This is a genomic window from Methanobrevibacter sp., from assembly GCF_045586545.1.
Lineage (GTDB): Archaea > Methanobacteriota > Methanobacteria > Methanobacteriales > Methanobacteriaceae > Methanocatella.
Genome location: NZ_JAZNAN010000106.1, coordinates 1 through 3,838, shown reverse-complemented (window position 1 = coordinate 3,838; position 3,838 = coordinate 1). Strand labels below are relative to the sequence as shown.

General features: G+C 31.3%; 6 protein-coding genes. All 6 read right to left on the bottom strand.

What is annotated here, in order from left to right; translation table 11 throughout:
• The coding region (locus ACKI3D_RS08075) for a toll/interleukin-1 receptor domain-containing protein (RefSeq protein WP_407393556.1) at nt 1-174 on the bottom strand (174 nt) is incomplete at its 3' end.
• Nucleotides 175-186: 12 nt separating this feature from the next.
• Entirely contained in the window at nt 187-999 is an 813-nt protein-coding gene (locus ACKI3D_RS08070; protein WP_407393554.1) for a toll/interleukin-1 receptor domain-containing protein, read from the bottom strand.
• A 1-nt stretch (nt 1,000) separates the two neighbouring features.
• Nucleotides 1,001-1,534, bottom strand: a complete 534-nt coding sequence (locus ACKI3D_RS08065) for a hypothetical protein (protein ID WP_407393552.1) — start codon at nt 1,532-1,534, stop codon at nt 1,001-1,003.
• A gap of 111 nt (nt 1,535-1,645) precedes the next feature.
• A complete protein-coding gene (locus ACKI3D_RS08060) occupies nt 1,646-2,089 on the bottom strand; it encodes a GNAT family N-acetyltransferase (RefSeq protein ID WP_407393551.1) in 444 nt (147 codons plus the stop codon).
• A gap of 5 nt (nt 2,090-2,094) precedes the next feature.
• Nucleotides 2,095-2,439, bottom strand: a complete 345-nt coding sequence (locus ACKI3D_RS08055) for a hypothetical protein (RefSeq protein WP_407393549.1) — start codon at nt 2,437-2,439, stop codon at nt 2,095-2,097.
• 620 nt (nt 2,440-3,059) lie between these two features.
• A partial coding sequence (dph5, locus tag ACKI3D_RS08050) for a diphthine synthase (RefSeq protein WP_407393546.1) occupies nt 3,060-3,838 on the bottom strand: 779 nt, incomplete at its 5' end.

Here is a 3,838-nt window from a genome sequence, read left to right as displayed (position 1 = left end):
AACCATGGACTTAGAAGCCTTAATAGCAGCAGTAATCTCCTCAGCAATATGGCCAATACCTACATCACGAGGCTTAATCCAACACTTAAACTTATTCTCCTCCAAAACATGACAAATCGCATCAGCAGCATTCTTATCACTGCTAGAATAACAGATATACACATCCGGTTCCATAAAATACCTCAATTACACATTAATATATTGTTCAACAAGATTATCGAATAATTCCTCTTCAGGAGGCATGAGATCTAAGACAGTTTTACGAGCTAAAAATTCTTTTCTTATAATAAAGATTCCTATAATAAACGCCAATATCCAAAATACAAGGAACAAGTTAATTGATAACCCCATTTGTGAAGCATGAGTATACATCGGCATTGGGTCTCCCATATTCATGAATAAAAAAATGAGAGGTATAAAAAATACAATGCCTAATGCCATCCACTCTTTAACTTTTGCAACAAATCCCATGTATAAAAATGATACAAAATAAAATGGAGTAAACAACAGTATAAGTGAAATTAAATCTTTTTGTCTTGTTGGAAGAACATTTGAAGCAGCATTAGCAGGAGTAGGTTTGCTAACAATAACAGTAGGCGCTTCCTTACATAAACGTGTAGCATCAGTGACTAATGTTTCAAATACTTTTTCAGGTTCCGGATATGCTTCCAGCCAATGCTTATTCTTTAAGAAAAACTCCATCCTATTTTCCGGCATTGTTTCATCAATCTTAAAAGAAATAATTGACTTATTATTAGAAAATGCAGCGTCGATTTCATTATTTACAAAAGCTGATTCTTGAGAATTTTTTGAAAATACCAAAACGACAACTTTTGCTGCCTTTAAACCATTCATTATCTCCTGGGCATAATTTTTACCAGATGCAATATTACGCGGTGCAATCCAACATTTAAGATTATTCTGTTCTAAAACGTGACAAATTGCATCTGCAGTATATTTATCCTTTGTTGAATAACTTATAAAAATATCATGAGCCATATTAACCACCAAAGTTTATAGAATTTTCCAAATCCAATGCAAATTGAACATCAGTAGCCTTAATTATCCAAATAGGATTTTTTTCACCTTTTAATTTGAAAGTAGAATCATCATAAGCTTTTTTCGGTAAGAAAAATGCATATGCATAGTATTGTCCATTTACATCAGAAGGCACTGGTACATCTAATTGCAATCGAAGAACATCGTGAGTATCATTATAATCCACCACATAGGGAATATAACCTTCAGTATCTAACTCTTGAAGAGTTTCATAATACAAATTGCCATAATCATCAGTTTTGTAAATCTCTGAGACATATTCATTGGCAGGCCCGGTTATCACAACATCATCACTCCTATCATTATATATTGCATCATCAGGCAGTATAACGCTAAAATCCTCGAAGTACACCTCTCCTTCAGAATATGGTGGAACTGACACATACATTGCTAAAAATATTATCAAAATTATTATTGGAACAATCAAAATAATATAATTTTTATTCATAAATTTATCTATATTAGGCATGTCCATAAAAACACCTCAAAAGTGTTATTTACTATATATCTTTAAACTTAATAGTATATAAATTCTTTAAAAGTATATAATGTATTGTGAAAAAACAATAAGGTATTAAAAGATATATCATTTTTCAAAATAAAACTCAAAATGTTCAATTCCATCTTCCAAATAACACTCTGAAACAGTTTTAAAACCCAAATTATTATAAAAATTAGTCAAATAGGCTTGACCAGATAATCTAATTGTCTTCTTGCCCAAATCATGAATAATGAAATCCATTGCTTTTCTCATCATCACTTTAGAAATTCCCTGACCTCTATACGACTCTTTAACAACTACACGTCCAATTGCCATGTCCTCATATGAGATGCCTTCCGGAAGAATTCTTGAAACCGCAACGATTTCCTCATTATCCTCTAAAAATAAGTGATATGCAGATTGGTCTTTGCCGTCTAAATCTTGGTAAGGACAGTCCTGCTCAACAACGAAAACTTCGGCCCTTAATTTTAAGATTCCATATAGCTCATTGTTTGTTAACTCATCGAACTGTTTTAACTTCCAAATCATATAACTCACTCATATAATGGGAGTTCACGGGATTTGACTTTCTTTTTAAGATTTTCCAAATCGCCTGAAATTATGGCTACTTTTTCGCCGTCAACATAAGTTGTATAGCACCATGCATTGCCATGGTGAGAAATATCATAGTGTTCCTTAAATTCAGGAATTATTTCTTCAATTTGAGGAATGACTTCTCCGTTAAGTCTACGATTAATATAACTTATTCTTAAATAAAAAGATCTGAATTTAGGATTTCCTCTCTGGCCTTGAATAAACCATTTCATAACTACATAAGGATTTAATCCCAATATTGAAGCAGCTTTAAAAATAGAATTATGTTTAGCATACTCAATCACCAATTGAGATATTTCCCTACTAAAATCAAGGAATGGATAATTACCATACTTTAGTTGTTCATGAACCAACTTTGATTTTAAAATATTATTGCGAACTTGTAAACTATTCAATGCAGTTTCCATTATGTGTATATTGTCCTTTAAACAATATTAACCTTTAGTATTTTTTAATGAAAAAACATTGAATTTCCTTGCTTTTTTTAAAATTTTAAAAGAAACCAAAAATCAAATGAAAACATTTATATAATATTAAAATATAACTAATAAACGATGTGAAATAAAATTCATGTCTAATAATGAAGACATCAACCATTTTATAATCTCCAAAATGTTAGAATATGTTTCATTAAGGAAGTAGAAAAAACACTACTACTTCCACTCCCCCCTTGTTTTTATAGAATTTTGATTTTTAAGAAGATTTTACTATTTTTTCATAATATTTGTTTAAAAAAATAAAAAACTTTATATGCATTTAAAATAAAATTAATATACGATATGAAATAAAATTCATGTCTATTATAGAACATCAGTCAATTATTTTCAATCTCCCAAAAGCAATTTAGAATATGTTCTATGGAAGTAGAAGTGCATTCTACTTCCACACTCCCTATATTTTAAAATCAAACATCATCAAGTATTTTTGGGTCTGCTCCAGCAATTTCAACTAAATACTCCGCCTCGACAATGTGAAGTTTTGACGGAATGACAATGCAGTGAAGAGGACCTCCAAAATCAAAATCAATTAATTCTTTAATTTTTCCCGCCTTGACACAAACATCTTTTGAACCTACACGGGCAATACCCACAGCTAAAGTATCCTCAGTAATCAAACCTTCATGTTCTAAGTTTTCCTTAATGTTCATCAAATATTCCAGACCCTGATTAACTGTCATGTATCTGTCTTTGTGAGCCTGAATATCAAGTAAAACCAATGTATGCAAATCCATTTTCAAATTTTCCTCAATGGCTTCATAAGGTGACTTAGGATAAAAATTATAATCCGGAAATGGTATTGTAGTAACCTTTCCAAACTTATAGCCCTGAAGGCCGGAAATAGCCGGTGCGGAAGATAAAATTGATGAGCCGTGAATAACTTCAAAATCGATTCCCCTTTTTGAACATTGGACTAGAAAATCACTGTGAGTTGTTGCAATCAAAGGGTCTCCTCCAGTGATTAAAGCAACATCTGAAGTTTTTGCTTCCTCAATGAATTTGCTTTCTTCTTCAACTTCATTTCTAACCAGAACTTCAATTTCCTGACCGATTAAATTTTCAATAGCTTCAAAACTAGATCCAAATAACCTTGATGTAAAGAATTCGGCATAAACCTTATCAACATTTTTTAAACATTCCAAACCTTTAAGTGAAATATCCTTTTCATCAAATAATCCTAAACCAA

Coding starts and splice junctions, on each gene's coding strand:
- ACKI3D_RS08060 (WP_407393551.1), bottom strand. CDS start 2,089: ATGATTTGGAAGTTAAAACAGTTCGATGAGTTAACAAACAATGAGCTA.
- ACKI3D_RS08065 (WP_407393552.1), bottom strand. CDS start 1,534: ATGGACATGCCTAATATAGATAAATTTATGAATAAAAATTATATTATT.
- ACKI3D_RS08070 (WP_407393554.1), bottom strand. CDS start 999: ATGGCTCATGATATTTTTATAAGTTATTCAACAAAGGATAAATATACT.